Source organism: Desulfoscipio geothermicus DSM 3669 (assembly GCF_900115975.1).
Lineage (GTDB): Bacteria > Bacillota > Desulfotomaculia > Desulfotomaculales > Desulfallaceae > Desulfoscipio > Desulfoscipio geothermicus.
The window spans coordinates 39,539-57,897 of the sequence record NZ_FOYM01000005.1; the positions used below are offsets into that span (position 1 = coordinate 39,539).

General features: G+C 50.9%; 19 protein-coding genes and 1 pseudogene. 13 read left to right on the plus strand and 7 right to left on the minus strand.

What is annotated here, in order from left to right:
- Positions 1–4 precede the first annotated feature (4 nt).
- Positions 5–1,420 carry an FAD-binding oxidoreductase gene (locus tag BM299_RS04225; protein ID WP_092482222.1) on the plus strand — a complete coding sequence of 472 codons (1,416 nt, stop codon included), beginning with the start codon at positions 5–7 and terminating at the stop codon, positions 1,418–1,420.
- A gap of 366 nt (positions 1,421–1,786) precedes the next feature.
- Here the strand turns inward: BM299_RS04225 and BM299_RS04230 are convergent, their stop codons facing one another.
- Positions 1,787–2,407 (minus strand): flavodoxin family protein, encoded by a 621-nt coding sequence (locus BM299_RS04230; protein ID WP_092482223.1) that lies wholly within the window; start codon positions 2,405–2,407, stop codon positions 1,787–1,789.
- A 426-nt stretch (positions 2,408–2,833) separates the two neighbouring features.
- On the opposite strand from BM299_RS04230, the gene spoVAC reads away from it, so the two are divergent.
- The 4 genes from spoVAC (at position 2,834) to BM299_RS04250 (ending at position 5,075) form a co-directional block, all read left to right on the plus strand.
- On the plus strand, positions 2,834–3,304 hold the full coding sequence (gene spoVAC, locus BM299_RS04235; protein WP_092482224.1) for a stage V sporulation protein AC: 471 nt from the start codon (positions 2,834–2,836) through the stop codon (positions 3,302–3,304).
- Entirely contained in the window at positions 3,285–4,331 is a 1,047-nt protein-coding gene (spoVAD, locus tag BM299_RS04240) for a stage V sporulation protein AD (RefSeq protein ID WP_425429465.1), read from the plus strand. Before spoVAC ends, spoVAD begins: the two co-directional genes overlap by 20 nt.
- Positions 4,332–4,369: 38 nt before the next feature.
- Positions 4,370–4,729, plus strand: coding sequence for a stage V sporulation protein AE (gene spoVAE, locus BM299_RS04245; RefSeq protein WP_092482226.1), 360 nt, complete (start codon positions 4,370–4,372; stop codon positions 4,727–4,729).
- 124 nt (positions 4,730–4,853) lie between these two features.
- Positions 4,854–5,075 (plus strand): DUF1657 domain-containing protein, encoded by a 222-nt coding sequence (locus BM299_RS04250; protein WP_092482227.1) that lies wholly within the window; start codon positions 4,854–4,856, stop codon positions 5,073–5,075.
- A 104-nt stretch (positions 5,076–5,179) separates the two neighbouring features.
- On the opposite strand, the gene BM299_RS04255 is transcribed toward BM299_RS04250, so the two are convergent.
- Genes BM299_RS04255 through BM299_RS04270 form a run of 4 tightly spaced genes read right to left on the minus strand, consistent with a single transcriptional unit; the run spans position 5,180 to position 9,396 of the window.
- The gene (locus BM299_RS04255; protein WP_092482228.1) at positions 5,180–5,398 is read right to left on the minus strand and encodes a hypothetical protein; all 219 of its coding nucleotides are present in this window, start codon (positions 5,396–5,398) and stop codon (positions 5,180–5,182) included.
- A 19-nt stretch (positions 5,399–5,417) separates the two neighbouring features.
- On the minus strand, positions 5,418–6,647 hold the full coding sequence (locus BM299_RS04260; RefSeq protein ID WP_092482229.1) for a Ger(x)C family spore germination protein: 1,230 nt from the start codon (positions 6,645–6,647) through the stop codon (positions 5,418–5,420).
- Positions 6,640–7,740 (minus strand): GerAB/ArcD/ProY family transporter, encoded by a 1,101-nt coding sequence (locus BM299_RS04265; protein WP_092482230.1) that lies wholly within the window; start codon positions 7,738–7,740, stop codon positions 6,640–6,642. Before BM299_RS04265 ends, BM299_RS04260 begins: the two co-directional genes overlap by 8 nt.
- A gap of 33 nt (positions 7,741–7,773) precedes the next feature.
- Positions 7,774–9,396, minus strand: a complete 1,623-nt coding sequence (locus tag BM299_RS04270) for a spore germination protein (protein ID WP_092482231.1) — start codon at positions 9,394–9,396, stop codon at positions 7,774–7,776.
- Between the two features lie 207 nt (positions 9,397–9,603).
- Here BM299_RS04270 and BM299_RS04275 point away from each other — a divergent pair, with 207 nt between their 5' ends.
- Together BM299_RS04275 and BM299_RS04280 are read left to right on the plus strand one after the other, a co-directional pair.
- Positions 9,604–10,701, plus strand: a complete 1,098-nt coding sequence (locus tag BM299_RS04275; RefSeq protein ID WP_092482232.1) for a hydrogenase small subunit — start codon at positions 9,604–9,606, stop codon at positions 10,699–10,701.
- 13 nt (positions 10,702–10,714) lie between these two features.
- Positions 10,715–12,118, plus strand: a complete 1,404-nt coding sequence (locus tag BM299_RS04280) for a nickel-dependent hydrogenase large subunit (RefSeq protein ID WP_092482233.1) — start codon at positions 10,715–10,717, stop codon at positions 12,116–12,118.
- Between the two features lie 173 nt (positions 12,119–12,291).
- On the opposite strand, the gene BM299_RS04285 is transcribed toward BM299_RS04280, so the two are convergent.
- Complete coding sequence (locus tag BM299_RS04285; RefSeq protein WP_092482234.1) at positions 12,292–12,528, minus strand: YkoF family thiamine/hydroxymethylpyrimidine-binding protein; 237 nt, start codon at positions 12,526–12,528, stop codon at positions 12,292–12,294.
- A 140-nt stretch (positions 12,529–12,668) separates the two neighbouring features.
- Here BM299_RS04285 and BM299_RS04290 point away from each other — a divergent pair, with 140 nt between their 5' ends.
- The 4 genes from BM299_RS04290 to BM299_RS04305 all read left to right on the plus strand — a co-directional run bounded on the left by BM299_RS04290 (position 12,669) and on the right by BM299_RS04305 (position 15,220).
- Entirely contained in the window at positions 12,669–13,505 is an 837-nt protein-coding gene (locus tag BM299_RS04290) for a L,D-transpeptidase (RefSeq protein WP_245779640.1), read from the plus strand.
- Between the two features lie 60 nt (positions 13,506–13,565).
- On the plus strand, positions 13,566–14,018 hold the full coding sequence (locus BM299_RS04295; protein WP_092482235.1) for a demethoxyubiquinone hydroxylase family protein: 453 nt from the start codon (positions 13,566–13,568) through the stop codon (positions 14,016–14,018).
- A gap of 18 nt (positions 14,019–14,036) precedes the next feature.
- Positions 14,037–14,657, plus strand: a complete 621-nt coding sequence (locus tag BM299_RS04300; protein WP_245779641.1) for a cytochrome b/b6 domain-containing protein — start codon at positions 14,037–14,039, stop codon at positions 14,655–14,657.
- 86 nt (positions 14,658–14,743) lie between these two features.
- The gene (locus tag BM299_RS04305; protein ID WP_092482237.1) at positions 14,744–15,220 is read left to right on the plus strand and encodes a hydrogenase maturation protease; all 477 of its coding nucleotides are present in this window, start codon (positions 14,744–14,746) and stop codon (positions 15,218–15,220) included.
- 269 nt (positions 15,221–15,489) lie between these two features.
- On the opposite strand, the pseudogene BM299_RS04310 reads toward BM299_RS04305, so the two are convergent.
- Positions 15,490–16,643, minus strand: a pseudogene (locus BM299_RS04310) (IS3 family transposase).
- Positions 16,644–17,349: 706 nt separating this feature from the next.
- Here BM299_RS04310 and BM299_RS04320 point away from each other — a divergent pair.
- Positions 17,350–17,829, plus strand: coding sequence for a transposase (locus tag BM299_RS04320; RefSeq protein WP_131820603.1), 480 nt, complete (start codon positions 17,350–17,352; stop codon positions 17,827–17,829).
- A gap of 21 nt (positions 17,830–17,850) precedes the next feature.
- Positions 17,851–18,321, plus strand: coding sequence for a hypothetical protein (locus tag BM299_RS04325; RefSeq protein WP_092482240.1), 471 nt, complete (start codon positions 17,851–17,853; stop codon positions 18,319–18,321).
- The last annotated feature ends 38 nt before the right edge of the window (positions 18,322–18,359 follow it).

The window sequence follows — 18,359 nt, forward strand, 5'->3', positions numbered from 1 at the left end:
TTTAATGCGCTACAACAAGATTACCGACGAGATTGTAGCCGGTTTAAAAAATATAGTGGGCCCAAGTAACGTCGTTTTGGATCCTGAAAAATTAGGAGTTTACGCCGGAGACGAAGTGCCCGAGGCTGAGTGGAAGCACTTGCCGGAGGTAGTGGTAAAACCCGAGAATGCAGAGCAGGTGGCGGAAGTTATTAAACTGGCCAACCGGGAAATGATACCGGTGACGCCGCGGGGCGCGGGAACCGGTCTGGCGGCAGGCGCCGTCCCCATGCTGGGCGGGATTGTGCTTTCCCTGGAAAAAATGAACCGGATTTTGGAGATTGACAAGGAAAATCTATTTATGGTTGTTGAACCCGGGGTCACCACCGGCGAGGTGCAACAACGCGCCCAGGAGGAGGGCTACTTCTATGCCGGTGACCCCTGCAGCGCAGACAGTTCGTTTATCGGCGGCAATGTGGCCACCAACGCAGGAGGTAACAAAGCCGTGAAATACGGCACCACCTCCCGGCACATTTACGGTATGGAAGTTGTCACGCCCACCGGTGAAATCACCACCCTGGGCGGCAAATGCGTAAAAAGTTCAACCGGTTACGACTTGGTTCATTTGCTGGTCGGTTCGGAAGGAACGCTGGGCATAGTGACCAAAGTTTATTTAAAACTGTTGCCCCGTCCTTTGCATAACGCCGTGCTGCTGGTTCCCTTTGCGGACATGCAGACCGCCATTGACATCGTGCCCAAGATTATGACAAATGGCGGGATTATCCCAACCTCTATTGAATTTATGGATAACCTATGTATCAAATCGGCGGAAGGTTATCTCAACCGCACCCTTCCTTACGGCGATGCCGGCGCTTATATCATTATCGAAGTGGAAGCTTATACCGAGTCGCAGTTGGAGGCCGACTTTGAAACCATCGGCAATATTTGCCTGGAGAACGGCGGGCTGGAAGTGTTTGTGGGTGACAACAAGTCCAGTCAGGAAAAAATCTGGAAGGCGCGGCGGTACCTGGCTGAGGCGCTGCGCGTTACCAGCCCGGTATACTGCATGGAAGATATCGTGGTGCCGGTAAGTAATATTCCCAGGGTGCTGGCCGAAATTAGCCAAATAGCCGAAAAATATTCAGTTAAAATACCCTGTTTCGGCCATGCCGGCGACGGCAATATCCATGCCTGTCTGCTGAAGGGAAATATGGACGATGCCGCTTGGTATGCAGTAAAAGAAAAGGTATTGGACGAAATGTATACAGTTACCCATACCCACGGAGGAAAGCTTTCGGGTGAACACGGCATCGGCGCCAAAAGGAAAAAGTTTATGGCCAGGTTTACGGACCCGGTGCAGTTGAAAATGATTAAGGCTATTAAAAAGGCCCTGGACCCCAACCTGATTCTCAACCCGGACAAGGTGATCGACGTAGATTAAAATGTCCGTGCACCGTTGTGCGCATTATGCAGCACCGCCAGGGCCGGTCCGAAGCAAGGTTGGCAGCGGCGCATAATCTTAACTTACTTGAACACTGTTTCTGGCCGCTGCATTGCAAGCTTATCTTAAATGACAGCTTTTAGGCGCGGAGCATTCTGAACGTAGCGGGGAACTGCCGGCCCTGTTGGCAGAATGGTTTACATTTCAAGTTTCGTGTATGGTGGTGTGGTGCGCTGAATTAAAAAAGCCCCGGCGGTTAAGACCCGACCAGGGCTTTTTTTGTTAAGCGTATAAAGGGGACAGGCACCGATTCGTTTTGTGAATCGGTGCCTGTCCCCTTTTACGGGGCCTGTTCCCTTTGTGTTTTTACTTGAGTTGCTGAATCAACTGGACCATGTTTTTTCCCAAGTGCCGGGCGGCCAGCACCGCCGCTTCGTCCTCCAGGGCGCCCTTGCGCCAGACCACTTTACCATCCTTGATGTCCGCTTGCAGGGAACCGGCTACTCCTACGGTCATAATGGGACCGTCCTGGTTCCGGGAGTCCACCACGTGTAACCCCTGGGCGGCCAGGAAGAATTCCATGATGCGCAGGGCCGCCTCCTGGCCGCCGTTGCGTAGCCCGGCGTTGGTGACCGCCCCCCCTACTTTGCCGGCCAGCATGTTTTTCACCATGTGCATGTAACGGGTCCGGTCCATGAAATTCTTCATCAGAGTGGTCACATTGGCCCAGTACACCGGCGAGCCCAGCACGATACCGTCCGCGGCCAACAACTTTTTACCAATCATGGCCATGTCGTCATCAGTGATGTTACACTGGGGCCGGCCCAGGCACTTGTTGCAGGAAAGGCAGTGCTTAATATTGTAATCAGCCAGTTCCAGTAACTCCGTAGTTGCACCCAGGGCGGCGGCTTCTTCCAGCACTACTCCCAGCAGAGCGGCAGTATTTTTTCCCTTGCGGTGACTTCCGTTAACGGCGATGATATGCATAAAAACCTCCTCTTGATAATTATGATTTTTCTGATAATGAATTTCTCCAATAAATTTTTTTGCGGGTTTGTCCCGGTGATTACGATTATTATAACATAACTAACTACTTTGATTAACCATCTCGAAATGAAAAAGCAATAAGGGGACAGGCACCGGTAAAAGGGGGACAGGCACCGATTCACAAAACGAATCGGAGCCAGTCCCCTTTTACGGTGCCAGTCCCCTTTTGCACGGAAATATAAGGAAACAGGATAACGGAAGAGAGGTTATTGCTTAGAATAAGCACTCTAAGCTATATAATACCCAAATGACGCGCGGTTGCAGTCAAGTATATGACAATTGTTCGCGCAGGTTTAAATTAACAAAATATTTTTTTTCTCTGGTGTAAAAATTAAATACTGAAATTAATTTGCAGGAGGAAGCACCATGTCCCGTGACCCCAAGAAAAAACCATTAACAGTGGATCAAAAAAGATATTCCGAATTGGTAAATGAACTGGTCCCAAAACCTCTCTATTTGAGAAACGCCATCATGGCTTTCGTTTTTGGCGGGGTAGTTTGTATTATCGGCCAGTTTTTTACTGATTTATACAAGATATCTTTCAAGTTGTCCAGCACCGAAGCCGGCAACCCGGCGGTGGCCACCATGATATTCCTGGGTGCTTTACTGACCGGCCTGGGGTTATTCGATAAAATAGCTCGCTACGGCGGTGCGGGACTGTCCGTGCCGGTCACCGGCTTTGCCAATTCCGTGGTGGCTTCGGCTTTGGAGTTCAAGCGGGAGGGGCTGGTTTTCGGCGTGGGCAGCAAAATGTTTATGCTGGCGGGGTCCGTAATTACCTTCGGTGTCGTCACTGCGTTTGTCATAGGGTTGATTTATGCCATCTTTATATTGTAGAGGGGGTGTTATCTTGGCCACCAAGTTGGGGAAACAGACTTACAAACCGGACAATCCCCCGTATATAATCAGTACCGGTACCGTGGCCGGCCCCTTTGAGGGGCAGGGGCCGGTGGGAAAATATTTCGACCACGTTTACACCGACACCCTGGCCGGTGAAAGAAGCTTTGAAAACGCCGAAAAGGAAATGATGACCAACGCTTGTTTCACCTGCCTGAACAAGGTAAACATTACACCGCAGGAGGTAGACTTTTTTCTGGCCGGCGACCTGCTGAACCAGACCATAACCTCGGGCTTTTCCGCCCTGGAATTGGCTGTACCTTACCTTGGCATATACGGTGCCTGCTCCACCTCCGCTTTGGGGTTGGCCATCTCTACCATGCTGGTGGACGGCGATTACGCCAGGCTTGTCTTGGCGGCTACCTCCAGCCACAATTCTTCCGCGGAAAGACAATTCAGGTTTCCCACGGAATACGGCGCGCACCGCAAACCCACCACCCAGTGGACTGTGACCGGCGCCGGGGCTGCGCTGGTGGCCAAGGAGGGGACGGGACCCCGGATTACATATTTCACTATTGGCAAGGTAACGGATATGGGCATCAAGGACGCCAACAACCTTGGTGCCGCTATGGCCCCCGCCGCGGCCGCGACGATGGTGCAGCATTTCGCAGACACGGGGAACGGGCCGGAATACTATGACCTGATTGTGACCGGCGATCTGGGGAAGTTCGGGCACGAACTGGCCATCAAAACGTGTATAACCAGGGGCGGTTTCGACCTGACTAAAAACTACAGTGATTGCGGCATCATGATTTACGACCTGGAAAAACAGGATGTGCATGCCGGAGCCAGCGGTTGTGCTTCATCGGCGTTGGTCACCTACGGTTACCTGTACAGACAAATGCTGGCCGGCAAATTGAAAAAATTGCTGCTGGTGGCCACCGGGGCGCTGCACAGCCAGTGCTCAGTACAGCAGGGGTCCAACATTCCAACCATTGCCCACGCTGTTAGCATTGAGGTGGAATAAACAGGATAATTTAAAATTATGCAAAGGGGGTATAACGCATGGAATGGCAAACATACATGATGGCCTTTCTGGTGGGCGGGGCCATTTGCGTGGTGGCGCAGTTGATTTTGGATTTTACCAATTTTACCCCCGGGCATGTGCTTTCGGCTTTCGTGGTGGCCGGCGGTATACTGGGGGGACTGGGGCTTTACGATAAACTGGTGCAGATTGCCGGGGCCGGGGCCACCATGCCCATATCCAGTTTCGGCAACGCCCTGGTCAAGGGAGCCATGGCCGAGGCAGAAAGGAACGGGGTCATCGGAGTTTTGACCGGTATGTTTGAACTGACCAGCACCGGGATAACCGCCGCCATCATATTTGGTTTTTTGACCGCCCTGGTTTTCAACCCGGAAGGGTAAGAACGAAGTATACCTTCATGCCGTACCATGCTTGGTATAATCAGAAAAAAATAATCAAGGGCTCGGTGATCCTGCAAGTTGTCGGAACGCCGGCCCAAAAATAAACTAAGGAGGAGATGTACCAGTGACCATCCAAAGTGACCTGCAAAAAGCGGTGGCCCAGGCCGAGTCTTTGAAAGGTTCCTATGCTACCTTTGCCACCAGTACCCAGGACCAGGCCGCCAAGAAAATGTTCCAGGAAATGCAGATGGATATGCAAAGGCACGTTGACTCGCTTAATTCCCGTTTGAGCTATATCGAGAAAAACAATCCCATGTACCAGCAGCAGCAACAAGCCCAGCAGTAGGTTAAAGAAAACAATAAGCTCCCGCGGTCCTGCGGGGGCTTTTTTCGAACATGCCCGTTTGGGCGGGTGAAATTCTTTCCTGCTCCATAATATCGATCACTCGCTTATAGTCTCATCCACTCGACGAGTGGCTTGAATAACAGCTCAATGGGCTTGTTGGGGCTGGGCACCTGGATACCCAGCGCCTGCGGGATACTGAGGGCCATGCCGACCAGCAGGAGTACCGAAAAGGCGATCAGCTCCCGCCACATTTTCTTTTTTACCAGTCCCGGCACTTCAATGCCAATAATGCCGAGGAACGCAAGTATCACCAGTATAACCATATTGTACACTCCATGATGGCTATCGTTCTTTGGAAATCCTGTTGGTGGTAAGGCCGGTGCGCCTTATGCGGGCTTGTACCGCAATATTGACGTCGGCACCGGCAAACACTTCATTCCACCGGTCTTTCAACACGGCCCATTCCTTTTTATATTTACGGTGGAAGGCTTCCCCAAACCCGAAAATATCCACTTCGTATGTAAGCTGGGCTTTTTCCAGGGCAGACCGGGCCTTTTCTTCTATTCTGCGGTTCAGTTCCTTCTCAATGGAGGCAAAAATACGGGGATCGGTCAAATCTTCCGTGGATTGCTGTTCCAGCAGGGCCCCATCCATTTGCATCCGTACATCGAACCACACATTTTGTCCGTCATAAAAAGGTTCCACACTGGTATTACCCCTGATAATATTAATAGAAATATTTTTCCCGGACTCCCTGGGGGAAGGAATGGTTATTTCCCCCTTTTCCATTTTATCCTTCAACCAGAGCAATCCCCTGGTTTCAGACATATCCAGCCAGCCTACCAGCCGGTCGTCTTTAAACACTCCCGTGCCGGTGGTGGTGGGTTCCGCATGGGTCAGGGTGGCCTGTTGCTGGCTGCCCCTGGCTTCCGGGATGTTTTCCTGCATCCCCGGGCCCTGGGGTTTGCCCGACGGAGTCAGTTCAATGCGGGGCAGCACCGGGTTGGTGCCTTTGCTGGCCAGCATTATGCTTAAATCTTTCAACATCACCGGCACACCTACTCCCGCTCTGGCCATGTTTCCAATACTTTGCGCCGAGGTGGTTTCGAGCTGGGAATGGCTGTTAAGCACGTCCGCGGCTTTGCCCCTGGTTACCAGTACCCAGATGGTTTCCCGGGTGTTGGGGGAGCGGGAAAAATAGTTTATCGCTTTGCGTATGCCGTTCCTGGCCAGCTGTTCCCCAAAAACCAGGATTACGGTATGACCCCAGTACAATTCACGGGACACCTTGGCTTCCAAGTATCTCTGGGCGTCAAACACCGATTCCCCGGTTTGGGAGATGACCCAGACGTTGTTTTCCTGCGCCGCCGCCATTTTTTGCCCGCCCCCGCCTCCGCCGAAGGCGCTGGGCCTGGCTATCTGTACTGTCAGCAGTATTTTATTGTTCGGGGCGCTATCAACCCCCGCCGCCAGCACAATGGCCAGCTCGTTCAATTCCCGGCGACTCCAGCAGCCTTCCAGGGGGAGCACCAGGGCGCAGATCAATAAAAAGCAGATAATTTTTTTAATCAAGGGCCGACTCCCCTTTTTTCCTGGCCAGGGCTATCGCCAAAAGCACTACCGGAAAACCCATTTCAAAGGCGGTCAGCGCGTAAAGGGGCCAGACATGGGCGATGAAATCAAATGTTTGCATGGTGTTTTCTGCGACGGCGATGGACAGGGCCACCAGGATGGCGCCCAGGGGCAGTGCCAGGGGCCGGTAATCCCGGAGTTTTAGCCACTGGGCGCTGCCCAGAACTATTACATAATAAAAAAACGCCACTTTCATTAAGCCCCCGGTTACCCATATCGCTACAATGAACGGCTCCATCCGGTCAATAATTTTGGTGATACTGATTAACCTGATCTCATTTAAAACAGGATAATTCATGGATGCAATCCCGGGTCCGAAGGTGGCTAAACTGCCGATGACCAAAAAGAAAAAAATTACCCCCACATAACCAATGGAATAAAGGGCGATTGACCTGGCTTGATCTGGTTTGGCCAGAAAGGGGATGATCATGGCAAAGGCAATAATTTCCCCGTGCCAGGCCGTTGGAGTCAGAGAACCTTTTAAAATGGGCACCGCACCTGACTCGAAAACCGGCAACAGCCTGGTCAGGTCCACCTGCGGGGTGGCCAAAAGAAACGTCAGGGCTAGTGAAAACACGATCCACGGGAAAAAAAACTGGTGCGCCCGGGCCAGAACCTCCAGCCCCAGTTTAATGGTATAGGCCGATATGGCTACTACCGTTATATTGAAAACAATGAGGGGGGTTTGGGGCATCAGGGCATCTACCAGAAAGCCGCCGTATTCCCTGATCATGATGGAAGTTATATGGATAAAATAAAAAAGATACAACAAACCCAGGACTTTACCCGGCCAGCGGCCGATAATTTCCTCCAGGTATTCTATCAGTGTTTTCCCGGGATATAATGAGCTTAATTTTACTGTCAGTAAAGCCAGGGGGATGCCCAACAGAGTGGCCAGCAGGGAGGAAAGCCAGGCATCCTGGCGGGCCTGGGCGGCCATCAGGGCGGGGGCGCCCAGCAGGGCCGTGGCCACAATCATGGTAACATTTAGGTAAACGGCTTGTCGGCCGCCGATTTTGCCCTTTTCCAACATTGTTTTCACCAACTTGTTTTAAAATGCATCTTTTTACCTTTTTCTCTCCCGGGGCGGGTGCGGTTTCAGACCGGGTGCCTCCCGTCGCGGGTTGTTCTGCCCGATCAGGTGCGGGCGTTTGTCCATGGCCCACCAGGGCGCCCGTACAGCGGAATCTTTTAAATCTTCGGTGATGATGGGGGCCACCGGCGCCAGGTAAGGTACGCCGAAAGAACGCAAGCTGGCCAGGTGTACCACCATGATAATGAGGCCGGAAATTAAACCGAACAGTCCTAAAAAAGCGGCCAGGAACATCAGGGGGAACCTTAGCAGTCGCAGAGCGATGCTTCCGCTATAGTAGACGGTAAAGGAAGCCATCGCCGTCAGGGCCACCACAATAATGGTGGCTCCCGCCACCAGCCCGGCCTGCACCGCCGCCTCACCGATAATCAACGCCGCCACGATGCTCACCGCTTGGCCCACGGGGCGGGGCAGGCGGATACCCGTTTCCCTGATGATCTCAAAAGCCACTTCCATTATGAATGCCTCCACGAAGACCGGGAAGGGCACCGCTTCCCGCTGGGCGGCAATGCTGAGCAGCAGTGGGGTGGGCAACATTTCCTGATGAAAGGAAATTATTGCCACATACAGCGATGGCAGCGTCAGGGCCAGGAACAGGCTGGCAATGCGCAGCACACGTACTCCGGACGCAAAAAATGATTGCTCGTAATAGTCTTCCGGTGTTTGGATAGCTTCAATGAATAAATAAGGTGCCGTCAGCGCCACGGGAGTGCCGTCCACCAAAATGGCCACCCGGCCCTCCAGCAGATTGGCGGCCACCCGGTCCGGCCGGTCTGTATGTGAAATGGTGGGAAATACGCTCATGGGGTTATCCTTGATAAGTTCTTCAATGTAACCGGACTCCAGCACCCCGTCAATATTGATACGGCCCAGTCTTTTTTTTACTTCGGATACCAGCCCTTCATTCACTATGCCCTTAATATAAGCCACGGCGATGTCGGTTTTGGTTACCTGCCCCAGCTGCAGCGTTTCTATTTTGAGATTGGGATTTTTGATCTTGCGCCGGAGCATGGACGTATTGGTACGCAGGGTTTCCACGAATGACTCCCGGGGTCCCCGTACTACGATTTCAGTTTTGGAATCTTCAATGGAGCGCGACTCCCAACCCCGATTGCCGTTAATCAGGGCGGTGGCGTGCCCGTCCACCAGCAGCACGGTATCACCGGACAGAACGGCGTCCACCACATCCTCCAACCTTTGGCTTTCTTGGATTTGGTGGATGCACAGGCCCCGCATTTTAACGTAATGCAGGGCATTGGCCCGGGTAATTTCGGTGCTGTCCGTGGCCATGGACATTTCCAGAGCCAGGGCGCGCATGATTTGTTCGCTGACCTGGGATTTATCGGTCAGCCCGTCGGTATAGATGAGGGCCAGTTTGATTTGTTCCTGCTGGGCCAACAGAAATTCCCGGTAAACGACATCGCTGCAGTTTTCAAAAATTGCTTGCAGGTATTGAAGGTTTTCTTCTATGTCGGTACTAAGCAGCAGGCTTTCGGAAGTATTATCAGCGCTGTTGTGATTGCCGTCCGGCGGGCTTGTTTTTTCAGAAACGCCTATAGGCCGGGGGCGCTTGCGCTTGCGGAAATAAATTCCCATAAAGCGACCTCATTTACATGTTTTAACGGTAGGTTTATGGCTAATCAGCATGCTGGTGGTTATATGCAAAGCATTAAATATATTGTGTGCAGTTGGTGGATATTTATGAATTATTTTCATGGATTGGCATTTTACCTGTAATAATTGATCTTTTTCGAAACACATATTTCCTGGCGTACCGGGTATGCTGATTTTGGGGTGTTGAAAATGTTTTATCAGAATGGTGGTTGTGATGTTGTCAATAAGGTGACTGGCAAATTATTAACGGTGGAGAAAAATAAACGGCCGCCGGTGATCTGGCTGGGCACCAATACCTGCGCCGGGGACAGTATATCTTTTTTAAATTCCCTGGACCCGGGCTTTTTGGCCATTATTTCTGATTTGATTGATTTTCGGTATAATCATTTTGTCATGGCCGCCGAAGGAGATATGTCCACCGGGGTGCTGAACGACGCCCCGGTTGAACGACCGGGGGAATACATATTAATTGTGGAGGGCACTGTACCCACCTGCGCCGATGGGTTGTATTGCGTGATCGGCACTCGCGGCGGCAAGCCGTACACCGCCCTGGAGGCGGTACGGGAACTGGGGGCGGCGGCCCGTCACGTGGTGGCGGTGGGCACCTGTGCCGCTTTTGGCGGGCCTTATGCCGCCCACCCTAACCCTTCCGAAGGGAAAACTGTACAGGAGGTGCTGGAGCGGCGGGTGATCAACGTGCCCGGCTGCCCGGTGAACCCCGGGTGGATTGTGGGCACACTGGCCCACCTGGTGTGGCGCGGGGAGCCGCAACTGGATGAATTAAACCGCCCCACGCTGTTTTACGGGGAAACCATCCATAACCTTTGCCAGCGCCGGCATTACTTTGACAGCGGCATTTTTGCCACCCGGCCGGGGGAACAATGGTGTATGTATAAAGCCGGCTGTAAGGGGCCGGTGACCTTTGCCGACTGCCCCTACCGCCAGTGGAACGGGGAGCACGTCAACTGGCCCGTGAAGGCCAACACCCCCTGTATCGGGTGTACGAGCCCGGAATTTCCCGACCATACCATGCCCTTTTTTGTGCACCTGCCGGACATTCACCTGCCCGGGGTTACGGCCAACGCCAACCGGGTGGGGGCGCTGGCCGGCGCCCTGACAGCCCTGGGGATCGGCGGGCATCTGGCGGTAAGCGTTTTAAAAAGCCGGGTGGCCAAAACCGTAAAAAAAGGTTTTTCACCGCCCCGGCCCGGCTTGGACGTGCTCGAAACCACTCCCGCCGGCACATTGGCAAGTGTTCTGAAAAAATTTTTTCATAAAAAACCTTGAAGGATGACTCATAGTGAAGAAAATCACCATTAACCCGGTGACTCGTGCCAACAGCCCCTTTGTGGTGGAAGTGACGGTTTCGGGGGGGAAAGTGGTGGATGCCCGGTGCGGCGTGCAGTTTTTCCGGGGTTTTGAACTAATATTGCGCCACCGGGACCCCCGGGACGCAAGTTATCTTACCGAGCGGGTCTGCGGCATTTGTTCCTCCGCCCACGGCACGGCGGCAGCCTTTGCTTTGGAAGATGCCGCCGGCGTAAGGCCGCCGTATAACGGGAATATACTGCGCAATTTGATTTTGGCCGCTGATTTGTTGCAAAATCACATCCGGCATTTTTACCTGCTGGGTCTGCCGGACTACGTTAAGGGGCCTGATATGCCCCCGTTTGTCCCCGGTTATAAAAAGGATTTTCGTCTGTCCGACAAGGCCAACCGGGACATGTTGCAAAATTATTATATTGCTTTTGAAATGGCCCGGGTAGCCCACGAACTGGTGGCCATATTGGGGGCCAAGGCCCCCTTTCCCCACAGCCTTCTGGCCGGGGGCAGCACCGTGGCGCCCACGGCGGATGTGGTCATGGATTTTGGTTACAAGTTAAAAAAAATTAATGACTTCATTCAAAACCGGATGGTGGCCGACGCCCATGTTTTGGCCGAAGTTTATGCCGATTATTACGTCATCGGACGACGTCCGGCTGATATGCTGGTATTTGGCATGTTTCCCCGGGATGAACGGGATCGGGCCAGGTATTTTCCATTTGGCGTAGTGGAAGACGGCCGGGTGAAACAGGTGGATTTGCAGGCCGTCAGGGAAGATTTGAGTCATGCCTGGTATGTCGACGCCGGTGACCTCCCGCCCCCGGAGTATGAAGAAACCGAACCCGACCGGGAAAAGGAGGGGGCATACTCTTTTGTGAAAGCGCCTCGTTACAACGGCCGGGCCATGGAAGGGGGCCCCCTGGCCCGGCTCTGGGTGAGCGGTGACTATCGCCACGGAGTTTCCACCTTGGACCGCATCATGGCCAGGGTGCTGGAAACAGAAAAGATCGGCCGGCTTATGGAAGACTGGTTGCAGGAGCTGCGCCCCGGGGAACCGGTTTACAAACCTTTTGAAATTCCTCAAAAAGCGGCAGGGGTGGGACTCACCGGCGCTATGCGCGGCCCCCTGGGTCACTGGCTGCGCATTGAAAAGGGCAGGATCGCCCGCTACCAGATCATTACCCCCACGGCCTGGAACATGTCTCCCCGGGACGCCGCCGGCCGGCCCGGGCCCATGGAGCAGGCCCTGCTGGACACCCCGGTGGCCGATGAGAACGAACCCATCGAAATCAGCCGGGTGGTGCGGGCCTTTGATCCCTGTTCGGCCTGCGCCACCCATGTAATCGTGCCGGGCAAATTGGTGCCGGGTGTTGAAAGATGAATTTGTTGAAAGATAAACGAGTATAAAAAAAATAATAAGGGGACTGGCTCCGGTAAAAGGGGTATAGGTAAAAAAGGACAGGCTCCTTTTTCGCTTTTTGAAAAAAGTGCCAGTCCCCTTTTTTGCCTGAATCGGAGCCAGTCCCCTTTTACGGTCTGTCCCCTCTTGTTATTTTATCCTGCGCAGTTGGAAATTGTCACTACCATGTTGACCTCGCTCTGGGCTTTGGCCTGGTCAAACAATGATTTCAGGCCGGCCCATACTTCTTCGTCCGTTCCCTGCAGCCGGGTGGACATGGAGCCTACCTGCGCCTGCACGTTGTGCTGCTGCAGGGAATCCAGGGCGCTGTTGATGATCTGGCTGGCGTTGGTGGTTTTTTGCGGGTAAAGGGCTACTTCGGCGGTAATCATTTTCTGTCACCTCCTAATAATTTGCATTCTACCCTATTATGTGGCAGCGGTGTTTTTTTTATTTGCGCCTGGCATATTTTCCAAATCTTATTTTGGGCACTCACCTGCCATAATAAGTTTAAAAGCCAGCGGAGGAGCAAATGAAAAAAACAGTTTTATTAATTTGTATTCTCCTGGCGGTTGCCGCTGTGTATGCCATTAATGGCTTGGCGAAGCATTACCGTAAAGCCCCGCTCAAACCTCTGCCGGAAAATATAGCCAAAGACAAGCTTTTTAAAGACAGGTCGTTTTATGAGGATGAGCGGGTGGTGATTTACCAAAGGGATTTACGGGCCATGGTTATAAATAAACAGACCGGGCAAAAAATAAAGATTAATTATATTAAAAAAGTTGAACGGATCAGGGATAAACCGGCGGAGGCGCCCCCATTGGTGGGAGTGGCCGTTAAAGATGGCATCAAGCTGGTCAATGATGATGAAACAAATATCATAGAGCTGGAACCGAGATTTGGAATTTTGGCCAGTTATCCCAACCCGGGGAATGAAAGGGATAAAATAATCATTGATAAAAGCACCAACACCTTGTACCTCTATAAAGACGGCCGGTTTTATAAATCCTACCCTGTGGCCACCGGCAAGGATCCCCGGTATACACCGGAAGGGCGTTTCAAGATTGTCAATAAAGTCAAAGATAACGGTGATGAATTGAAACCGCAGCTGGGTGACCGCTGGATTGGCCTGGGAGTGCCTTATGCAAAGGATATGCGAGCTGAAAAGGATAAAAGGGCGCCCGTGGGCGGCAAATACGGTATTCACGGCACCAACGAGCCGGATTCAATCGGTAAGTACGCTTCGGGCGGTTGTATCAGAATGGATAACGAACAGGTAGCGGAACTTTTTGAACTGGTCGAGGTAAATATGCCGGTGGAGATCAGGGGGATCGACCAAGCTCCTGATACGGCACCGCCGTTGAAGTAGTTGCGCATTTACAATGGCGGAATCCGCCCATAACATTGAGAACTCTGGGGATGGTATAATTTGAACGATGAGCAAATTTTGGCCAAATTGAACTGGTTCTACACCCTGGAAATCAGTCAGGTGGATTGGTATACCGCCCAGGCCCGGGCCATGGAGAATGTCGATATTTACCTGGCCAAAACCTTTGCCCGGGTAGCTGCCATAGAACAGCAGCACGTGGACAATTTGGCGGCGGAAATAAAGAAGCGGGGCGCCAGGCCCACCAGGCTGGGGGATATCATTTCGCCCCTGCTGGGCAAAACCGCGGGCACCGTCACCGGCATGGCGGGGCCAAAGCTGGTGCTGAAAGTGAATATCGCCCTGGAGGAAAAAGCCATGCAGGATTACAAGAATATGATTATTCACGTGGGCAGTGACCGGCAATTGTTTGACATCCTGTGGGACAACCTTATTGATGAGGATCTGCATACGGCCTGGTTTGCCAACAAACTGGCGGAACTGGAACAAAATTAATCAATGGAGTGGCCGGAATTGAAATTTAAAAATAACTTTTTGGGTATCAGAATCAAGGGACTGAAAACATTTCGCCATTACCGGGCCGCCCGGGCGCTGCACTGGGTACTGGTGCCCTCTTTTTTTGTGTTGGCGGCCAGCGGTTTTTATATCAATAAACCCTCCCGGGGCCGGGGCTTTCGCAGCATGGACTCAGCCAGGCGGGCCCATTTTACGGCCCAGTATTTTTTCGGCCTTTACTTTCTGGCCCGGGCTTATCATGCACTGGTTACCAAAAATTACCGGGGAATGTTCCTCAGGGACGAGGACCTGACCGCCATGCCCAAATTCGCGGCCTACGAATTTTTTCTCCGTAATAAAAAACCGAAGTACCCCAAGTATAACCCCGGGCAAAAACTGCTGTTCACGCTGATGCTGGTAATTTTACCCATGCAAATAATTACAGGAGCGGCCCTGTATGCTACCGTTAAACTGCAAAAACTGAGCCGTATTTTCGGTGGGTTGAACATGACCCGCCTGGTGCATTATTTTACGGCGGTGGGCCTGTCCTGTATCGTGGCCGGGCATATGTATTTTGCGTTAACGGACAGTTTGGGGAAGTTAAAGTCCATTTTTACGGGCTATTTCAGGCCGAAGTGATTGCCAGTGTTTAAGTGTTGCCAGCTTAGAAATACTTAGTAATAAAGCGCACGGCAGTTGGTTATATTTTTTTGGGGGGGCAGAGAATGGCGGAGATAGCGGTTATCGGGCTGGGCAACCCGTTATTAAAGGACGACGGCTTTGGCCCGCGGGTTATCCGGGCGTTGCGCAGTTCAGGACTACCTGCCGGGGTGCAGGCCGTTGAAGCGGGAGGTTCATTCTACAGTTATTGGGATTTACTCCTTTCATGCCAGCATGTGATTGCTGTGGACAGCATGCTGGGAGACGGCCCGCCGGGAACTGTATACATGCTGTCTCCTGAACAACTGGCCGGTGCGCGGCAATTGGAACGGGGTCTCTGGCACGAAATCCACTTTTTGGACGTGCTGAAAATGGCTGCTTTTTTCGGGGCCAGGCCGGAAGTGACCATAGTGGGTGTACAACCCGGGGAGATTAATTTTTGCCTGGACCTTTCGCCCCAACTGCAGGCCAGACTCCCGCAAGTGACCAAGCTGGTGCGGGAGATGTGCTGCCGCCTGCTGCGTGATTCGTCCCGTCTTTAAGCAGATGATTATCCGGGTGGTCTTTATCGACATCGACCTGCCGGGGAAAAACGGTGTGGAGCTGGCGCGGGTGTAGTGCTCCCCTTTGTCAAGACATTTTTTCAAAAAATCTAAGCTATATTTTCCTCCCTTCCTTTGTTTTATTTTAACCTTTCACCCTCACCACTGGTTACCATATTTTACAGGCTCCGGTCTTGCTGAATTTCAAGGGTCCGCAATCCGGGCTGACGCCCGCCCTGGAAATTCAGACCTCCGGCTGCCTTTAGCAATTAAGCGGTGGCTAAAGTAGACTCTGCAGGTTTAAGCCCCGCGAAATACATATTTGCTGGCTTTTCATAGCTGATGGCCTGGTGCGGCCTCTTATAATTGTATTCGTCAATATAGTTCCGTACAGCCCGGTATACTTCCCGGGGCACCCGGTACTCCTCGTAATAAATTTTCTCCCACTTCAGATTCCTGAAAAAACGCTCTGTGATTGCGTTATCGGTTGCTCGGCCTTTGCCGTCCATGCTAATTTGTATCCCGTTTTGCTTCAACAGCTCAATATACTCTCCACTGGTAAAATGACTCCCCTGGTCGCTGTTGATGATTTCCGGCTTCCTCACAGCCAACGCTTTCTTTAGCGCACGAATCACAAACGACCTTTCTAGCGTCTCGGACAGTTCCCAACTCACTATATACCGTGAATACCAGTCGATAATTGCTACAAGGTACATAAAGCTGCCTTTCATACGGATATAGGTAATGTCGATTCCCCAGATATGGTCAGGCCTTGCAGCTTTAACACCCCGCAGCAGATAGGGATATGTGTGGTGCTGATGATTCCGCTTGCTCAGATTGGGACCCGGGCATAGCCCGGCAATCCCCATCCGGCGCATCAGCCGCAGCACCCGCTTCTTATTCACCTTATAGCCCATATCCCTAAGTACTGCCCGGATCCGCCTATACCCATAGTGCGGCCAACGAGTGTAAATCTCGTCAATCCGATGCATTAGCTCGATGTCTTTGTCTTCTTCCTCCGACGGCTTGTAGTATATGCTGGTGCGGTTTACTTCCAGCAGTTCCGCCTGCCGCTTGACTGTGAGTTCTGGATGGTTACGCTCCACCATTTCACGTCTTTCTGCGGCGATGGTTGATTTCAGCAGATTTTTTTTTCAACCAATTGACCTCTATGGTCAACTGGCCGATTTGTTTAGTAAGTTCCTCCTTCTCAGCTTCATACTGCTTTCTCATCTTCTCCATTTCATTTGCGCCACGAGTGAACAGGGAAGGCAGGTTCTCAATGGCTTCTGCTTTCCAGCGATGCAGCTGGGTGGGATGGACTTCATATTCGGAAGCAATTTCTGAGATCTTCTTTTCCCCACAGCATTTCCAATACGATTTTCGCTTTTTCTTCCGGTTTAAATGTTTTTCTCTTTTCCATGGCTCCATTATAGCTTAATTTTTTGGTTTCTGTGTCTTAACCTATGGGTCCATTATAGAGGATCGTCCTGGGAGTTTCTTTCTAACTATTTATTTGGTGAAAATATGTAATAAAAGCACTGCAGGTAAGCATTCCTCCTGGCATGACCAGGAGGAATGCATGTTATAAATCAAAACTCAACTTTCGCACCTTAAAAAACGTTATAAATGCTTGATACAAAAGGAAAATTTCACGAAAAACAACAGAAAAACACCCTTTTCTTTGGTAAAATTAAGTTGCCTAACAAAATCAACCAAGGAAAGGATGTTTTTCATGCCTATCGTACCAAATTCCTCGGCTTCTGAAAAGCAACTTACATCGAAAGTCGATAATTTTTTTAATGGCACTGCATTGGTAGGCTATTTAAGCAGTCGAATTTCTTTAAGGATTGCGGTTTTTCACCTGTCTTGAACTGTTCAAGTTTATTTTTCTGCTCGTGTTTGGTAAGAAAAATTTTTATCAGACCCTACAGAAAGAAGATACAGACCGTCCCGGGAAAGATACAGTTTACCGGTTTCTTAATTCTAGCCGTTATAACTGGCGCAAGTTTCTACTTTTGCTTAGCAGTAATCTGATCCAGACAAAGATCAATCCGTTAACGAAAGAAGACCGTGTTAAGGTGTTGATTGTCGATGACTCGCTCTTTGCCTGACCCCGTAGCAAATCTGTGGAACTGCTAGCTAAGGTAAATGACCATACGACTGGCAAATTTGTTCGTGGTTTCCGTATGCTTACGCTAGGTTGGTCTGATGGTAATACATTAGTCCCGCTTTGTTTCTCTTTGCTTAGTTCCCACAAAAAAAGCAATCGTTACGCTGAAATGAAAGATGTTGGCAAGCGGTCTGTTGGATACTGCCGCCGTAAAGAGAGCGTGAAGAAATCCCCGGAAATCCTGTTAGATCTTTTGAAACAAGCGCTAGAGACCGGAGTCAACGCTTCTTACGTCTTGTTTGATAGCTGGTTTAGTTTTTCATCTACCATCATCAAAGTACGTGAGCAAGGAATGCAAGTCATTTGTATGCTCAAAGCACTGCCTAAAGTGTATTATGGCTACAACGGGCAACGGCTGAATCTAAATGCCCTGCACAAATATCAAGGGTTTGTTAGGTATTTCGGCGTAAGGAAGTTGAGTAAAAACATAATTTAGAAAGAAAGGTGGGCTATGGCTTTGAGGCTAAAGTGCTTAATACTTGGCTTGGGTATATTGTTGTTTGCTTTTGGTTGTTCAGGGCTAGATAAAACTAATTCAGTCGCCAGAGATTGCTTTTCTAATGAAGATTGGGAGATTAAAGCACTGTTAATATGGGATGAAGAAAAAGTTATGGGTAAAATTGAAGCAAAGTATTTAGGTCAAGAACCCCTTGAATTTGTGATAATAGAACCTAAATTTGATGTTGGCATATGGCCCGCTGGTTATACGCCACCGGCTAGTGGTAAGTATACGTGGAATGCTGAAAAACCGGAGGGTGCAATACCAGATATACAGGATACTTCCTGTATGTCTAATTCAATTTTATCTCAAAAGCCTAGTAGGATAATGAGTAGATCTGAAGCTACAGAAATTCTAGATAAAGTAAAAGTTAAGATCCAATGGAAAGTTGCAAACGGTAAATTAAAAACTATAAATGCTCCAGATTAATTTAAACCCCAGATACCGCGGTTTTTGTTTTAGGGGGT

Excerpts from the sequence above, each read along its gene's own strand:
- spoVAD (WP_425429465.1), top strand. The coding sequence starts at position 3,285 with ATGCCATCTTTATATTGTAGAGGGGGTGTTATCTTGGCCACCAAGTTG.
- BM299_RS04290 (WP_245779640.1), top strand. The coding sequence starts at position 12,669 with ATGAAAAAAACAGTTTTATTAATTTGTATTCTCCTGGCGGTTGCCGCT.
- spoVAC (WP_092482224.1), top strand. The coding sequence starts at position 2,834 with ATGTCCCGTGACCCCAAGAAAAAACCATTAACAGTGGATCAAAAAAGA.
- BM299_RS04305 (WP_092482237.1), top strand. The coding sequence starts at position 14,744 with ATGGCGGAGATAGCGGTTATCGGGCTGGGCAACCCGTTATTAAAGGAC.
- BM299_RS04255 (WP_092482228.1), bottom strand. The coding sequence starts at position 5,398 with ATGGTTATACTGGTGATACTTGCGTTCCTCGGCATTATTGGCATTGAA.
- BM299_RS04225 (WP_092482222.1), top strand. The coding sequence starts at position 5 with ATGCGCTACAACAAGATTACCGACGAGATTGTAGCCGGTTTAAAAAAT.
- BM299_RS04275 (WP_092482232.1), top strand. The coding sequence starts at position 9,604 with ATGTTTTATCAGAATGGTGGTTGTGATGTTGTCAATAAGGTGACTGGC.
- BM299_RS04265 (WP_092482230.1), bottom strand. The coding sequence starts at position 7,740 with ATGTTGGAAAAGGGCAAAATCGGCGGCCGACAAGCCGTTTACCTAAAT.
- spoVAE (WP_092482226.1), top strand. The coding sequence starts at position 4,370 with ATGGAATGGCAAACATACATGATGGCCTTTCTGGTGGGCGGGGCCATT.
- BM299_RS04285 (WP_092482234.1), bottom strand. The coding sequence starts at position 12,528 with ATGATTACCGCCGAAGTAGCCCTTTACCCGCAAAAAACCACCAACGCC.
- BM299_RS04230 (WP_092482223.1), bottom strand. The coding sequence starts at position 2,407 with ATGCATATCATCGCCGTTAACGGAAGTCACCGCAAGGGAAAAAATACT.
- BM299_RS04270 (WP_092482231.1), bottom strand. The coding sequence starts at position 9,396 with ATGGGAATTTATTTCCGCAAGCGCAAGCGCCCCCGGCCTATAGGCGTT.